The 5483-nt window shown below is 54.3% G+C and carries 2 rRNA genes; both read left to right on the top strand.

The annotated features are described in order from the left end of the window. Positions 1-426: 426 nt before the first annotated feature. Positions 427-1946: ribosomal RNA gene (locus tag ADA16_RS10775) — 16S ribosomal RNA — on the top strand. A gap of 384 nt (positions 1947-2330) precedes the next feature. Continuing rightward, positions 2331-5421: ribosomal RNA gene (locus ADA16_RS10770) — 23S ribosomal RNA — on the top strand. The 16S and 23S rRNA genes sit together here, the layout of an rRNA operon. Positions 5422-5483: the final 62 nt, after the last annotated feature.

The following is a 5483-nucleotide window of genomic DNA, read 5'->3' as shown; positions in this document are numbered from 1 at the left end:
GCTCACGGGGTGGCTGCTGCTTGGTTGTGGTGGTTGTTTTGTGGGTGTGTGTTGTGTGAGAACTCAATAGTGTGCCGATGTACTAACTAATACTTTTTGGGAAAGTGCTTGTTTGGTTGTCGTGTGCGCGTGTGTTGCTGGTGGGTGCCGGGGGCCTTTGTTTGTTTTGGGTCCTTTTGTGCTTGCGGGTGATGGATCGTGTGGCGGCGCCTTTATTGATGGGTGCTTTTCGCGTGGTTTTTTCATTTGTGGGAAAGATCATGTGTTCTCTTTTCTTTTGGCCTCGTCGGTTCGGAAGAGGGAACGTTTTATTTTTGGATAACGGCCAGGCCGCGCATTTTTTGGTGTGTGGTGGTTGTTTGTTTTGTTTTTGTCAGGTTTTTGGGCCTTTCATTGTTTTTGTGATTCTTCTGATTTGAAGGGTTTTTGATGGAGGGTTTGATCCTGGCTCAGGACGAACGCTGGCGGCGTGCTTAACACATGCAAGTCGAACGGTAAGGCTCCAGCTTGCTGGGGTACACGAGTGGCGAACGGGTGAGTAACACGTGGGTGACCTGCCCTGCACTTCGGGATAAGCCTGGGAAACTGGGTCTAATACCGGATAGGACCATGGTGTGGATACTGTGGTGGAAAGTTTTTTCGGTGTGGGATGGGCCCGCGGCCTATCAGCTTGTTGGTGGGGTAATGGCCTACCAAGGCGGCGACGGGTAGCCGGCCTGAGAGGGTGGACGGCCACATTGGGACTGAGACACGGCCCAGACTCCTACGGGAGGCAGCAGTGGGGAATATTGCACAATGGGCGGAAGCCTGATGCAGCGACGCCGCGTGGGGGATGACGGCCTTCGGGTTGTAAACTCCTTTCACCATCGACGAAGGGTTTCTGACGGTAGATGGAGAAGAAGCACCGGCTAACTACGTGCCAGCAGCCGCGGTAATACGTAGGGTGCGAGCGTTGTCCGGAATTACTGGGCGTAAAGAGCTCGTAGGTGGTTTGTCGCGTCGTCTGTGAAATTCCGGGGCTTAACTCCGGGCGTGCAGGCGATACGGGCATAACTTGAGTACTGTAGGGGAGACTGGAATTCCTGGTGTAGCGGTGAAATGCGCAGATATCAGGAGGAACACCGGTGGCGAAGGCGGGTCTCTGGGCAGTAACTGACGCTGAGGAGCGAAAGCATGGGGAGCGAACAGGATTAGATACCCTGGTAGTCCATGCCGTAAACGGTGGGCGCTAGGTGTGGGTTTCCTTCCACGGGATCCGTGCCGTAGCTAACGCATTAAGCGCCCCGCCTGGGGAGTACGGCCGCAAGGCTAAAACTCAAAGGAATTGACGGGGGCCCGCACAAGCGGCGGAGCATGTGGATTAATTCGATGCAACGCGAAGAACCTTACCTGGGCTTGACATATACAGGATCGCGCCAGAGATGGTGTTTCCCTTGTGGCTTGTATACAGGTGGTGCATGGTTGTCGTCAGCTCGTGTCGTGAGATGTTGGGTTAAGTCCCGCAACGAGCGCAACCCTTGTCTTATGTTGCCAGCACGTTGTGGTGGGGACTCGTAAGAAACTGCCGGGGTTAACTCGGAGGAAGGTGGGGATGACGTCAAATCATCATGCCCCTTATGTCCAGGGCTTCACACATGCTACAATGGTCGGTACAGTGGGTTGCCAGTCCGTGAGGGCGAGCTAATCCCGTAAAGCCGGTCTCAGTTCGGATCGGGGTCTGCAACTCGACCCCGTGAAGTCGGAGTCGCTAGTAATCGCAGATCAGCAACGCTGCGGTGAATACGTTCCCGGGCCTTGTACACACCGCCCGTCACGTCATGAAAGTCGGTAACACCCGAAGCCAGTGGCCTAAACTCGTTAGGGAGCTGTCGAAGGTGGGATTGGCGATTGGGACGAAGTCGTAACAAGGTAGCCGTACCGGAAGGTGCGGCTGGATCACCTCCTTTCTAAGGAGAGTATTTTTTCTTCTGTCATGGGTCATCGTGTTGGTGGCGTGTGGCTTTTTTGTTTTTTGGGTGGAACACCTGCTGGTCAGGCTGCTGTAGTGATGGTGGTCTGCGCGTGTGCGTGTGATGGTCAAACGTTTGTGGTGTTTTCCCTTTTTTTTGTGTTGGTTGGTTGTTGGTGCGCTGTTGGGTGTCTGGGATGGCACATGTGTTGTTGTTCCTGTTTACAGGTTGCTGCATGCTGCAGGTGGGCTGCTGGTTGGTGGTTTGTTCTGTGGTGTGTGGGTGTTGTGTGAGAACTGGATAGTGGACGCGAGCATCTTGTTTTTCTGTAAGTTCGATTTTTCAGCAGTTTTTCTGTTGTGGTTGTTCTTAGTTGTTTGTGTGTTGTGTTGTAAGGGCGCATGGTGGATGCCTTGGCATGATAGGCCGATGAAGGACGTGAGAGGCTGCGATAGGCCTCGGGGAGCTGCCAACTAAGCGTTGATCCGAGGGTGTCCGAATGGGGAAACCTGGCCGTCGTTGTGGGCGGTCGCCGTTAGATGAATTCATAGTCTGATTGGTGGTTACGCGGGGAAGTGAAACATCTCAGTACCCGTAGGAGTAGAAAACAATTGTGATTCCGTTAGTAGTGGCGAACGAACGTGGATGAGGCTAAACCGCGTGCGTGTGATACCTGGCAGGGGTTGCGTGCGTGGGGTTGTGGGGATGCATTTGTGCAGGGTCTGCTAGTCCTGCGTTGCGTTTTTTGTGGGTGTAGCGGAAGTGGATTGGAATGTCCTGCCGTAGACGGTGAGAGTCCGGTACGTGAAACACCTGCAAGCGTGATTGGTGTGTTGCCCGAGTAGCAGTGGGCTCGTGGAATCTGCTGTGAATCTGCCGGGACCACCCGGTAAGCCTAAATACCTGTTGTGACCGATAGCGGATTAGTACCGTGAGGGAATGGTGAAAAGTACCCCGGGAGGGGAGTGAAATAGTACCTGAAACCATGTGCTTACAATCCGTCAGAGCCTCTTTTTTGGGGTGATGGCGTGCCTTTTGAAGAATGAGCCTGCGAGTCAGCGGCATGTCGCGAGGTTAACCCGTTTGGTGGGGTAGTCGTAGCGAAAGCGAATACTAATTAGTGTGTTGTCAGTGGCATGTCCTGGACCCGAAGCGGGGTGATCTACCCATGGCCAGTGTGAAGCAGAGGTAAGACTCTGTGGAGGCGCGAACCCACTTAGGTTGAAAACTGAGGGGATGAGTTGTGGGTAGGGGTGAAAGGCCAATCAAACTCCGTGATAGCTGGTTCTCCCCGAAATGCATTTAGGTGCAGCGTCGTGTGTTTCCTCCTGGAGGTAGAGCTACTGGTTGGTTTAGCGGGACTATCATCTTAGCGACATCAGCCAAACTCCGAATGCCGGTGAGGTTAGAGCACGGCAGTGAGACTGCGGGGGATAAGCTTCGTAGTCGAGAGGGAAACAGCCCAGATCGCCGGCTAAGGCCCCTAAGGGTGTGCTAAGTGGAAAAGGATGTGGGATCGCGAAGACAACCAGGAGGTTGGCTTAGAAGCAGCCATCCTTGAAAGAGTGCGTAATAGCTCACTGGTCGAGTGGTTCTGCGCCGACAATGTAGTGGGGCTCAAGTACACCGCCGAAGCCGCGGCAATCACCATTGGTGGTTGGGTAGGGGAGCGTCGCGTATGTGCTGTGAAGCGCTGGGGTAACCGTCAGTGTGGAGTGTGCGCGAGTGAGAATGCAGGCATGAGTAGCGAATGAGGAGTGGAAAACTCCTCCGCCGAATGACTAAGGGTTCCTGGGCCAGGTTAATCCTCCCAGGGTGAGTCGGGACCTAAGGCGAGGCCGACAGGCGTAGTCGATGGATAACGGGTTGATATTCCCGTACCCGTGTGTCCGCGCCCATGGTGAATCAGGGATACTAACCCACCTGATCATGCGCCGTGTGCCAGCCTTTTAGGTTGGTTGGTGTGTGTGATGCTGGGGACCTGAACTGGTAGTAGCCAAGTGATGGGGTGACGCAGGAAGGTAGCCGTGCCACGTGATGGATGTCGTGGTGTAAGCGTGTGGCCCGTGTTCTAGGTAAATCCGGAGCACATATAGGGTGAGGCGTGATGCGTACCCGTTTTTGGGGAAGTTGGTGATCCTATGCTGCCGAGAAAAGCCTCTAGCGATGTGGATATACGGCCCGTACCCGAAACCGACACAGGTGGTCAGGTAGAGAATACTAAGGCGATCGGGAGAACTGTGGTTAAGGAATTCGGCAAAATGCCCCCGTAACTTCGGGAGAAGGGGGGCCATGACTGGTGACCGACGTGGTTGAGCTGGTTGTGGCCGCAGAGAATAGAGGGAAGCGACTGTTTACTAAAAACACAGGTCCGTGCGAAGACATTCAAGTCGAGGTATACGGACTGACGCCTGCCCGGTGCTGGAAGGTTAAGAGGACCTGTTAGGCCATTGTGTGGTCGAAGCGGAGAATTTAAGCCCCAGTAAACGGCGGTGGTAACTATAACCATCCTAAGGTAGCGAAATTCCTTGTCGGGTAAGTTCCGACCTGCACGAATGGCGTAACGACTTCCCTGCTGTCTCAACCACAGACCCGGCGAAATTGCAGTACGAGTAAAGATGCTCGTTACGCGCGGCAGGACGAAAAGACCCCGGGACCTTCACTATAGCTTGGTATTGGTGTTCGGTTCGGTTTGTGTAGGATAGGTGGGAGACTGTGATGCCTCAACGCCAGTTGGGGTGGAGTCGTTGTTGAAATACCACTCTGATCGTATTGGACATCTCAACCTCGGCCCGTGATCCGGGTTAGGGACAGTGCCTGGTGGGTAGTTTAACTGGGGCGGTTGCCTCCTAAAGAGTAACGGAGGCGCCCAAAGGTTCCCTCAGCCTGGTTGGCAATCAGGTGTTGAGTGTAAGTGCACAAGGGAGCTTGACTGTGAGACTGACAGGTCGAGCAGGTAGGAAACTAGGGACTAGTGATCCGGCACCGGCTTGTGGAAGCGGTGTCGCTCAACGGATAAAAGGTACCCCGGGGATAACAGGCTGATCTTCCCCAAGAGTCCATATCGACGGGATGGTTTGGCACCTCGATGTCGGCTCGTCGCATCCTGGGGCTGGAGTAGGTCCCAAGGGTTGGGCTGTTCGCCCATTAAAGCGGCACGCGAGCTGGGTTTAGAACGTCGTGAGACAGTTCGGTCTCTATCCGCCGCGCGCGTAGAAACTTGAGGAAGGCTGTCCCTAGTACGAGAGGACCGGGATGGACGTACCTCTGGTGTGCCAGTTGTCCCGCCTGGGGCATGGCTGGTTGGCTACGTACGGAAGGGATAACCGCTGAAAGCATCTAAGCGGGAAGCCTGTTCCAAGATTAGGTTTCTTTTGAGGTCCCCTAGAGATGATGGGGTTGATAGGCCGGATCTGGAAGCACTGTAAGGTGTGGAGGTGACCGGTACTAATAGACCAAACATTCAACACACAAAATAGTGTGAAACACAAGGGTTTTTTGCTCGCGTCTACTGTTCAGTGTCTGGCATGACAC

This window comes from Corynebacterium vitaeruminis (genome assembly GCF_001054325.1).
Classification (GTDB): domain Bacteria; phylum Actinomycetota; class Actinomycetes; order Mycobacteriales; family Mycobacteriaceae; genus Corynebacterium; species Corynebacterium vitaeruminis_A.
The sequence above is the reverse complement of the archived record's forward strand: the minus strand, read 5'-3'. Positions and strand labels throughout refer to the sequence as shown.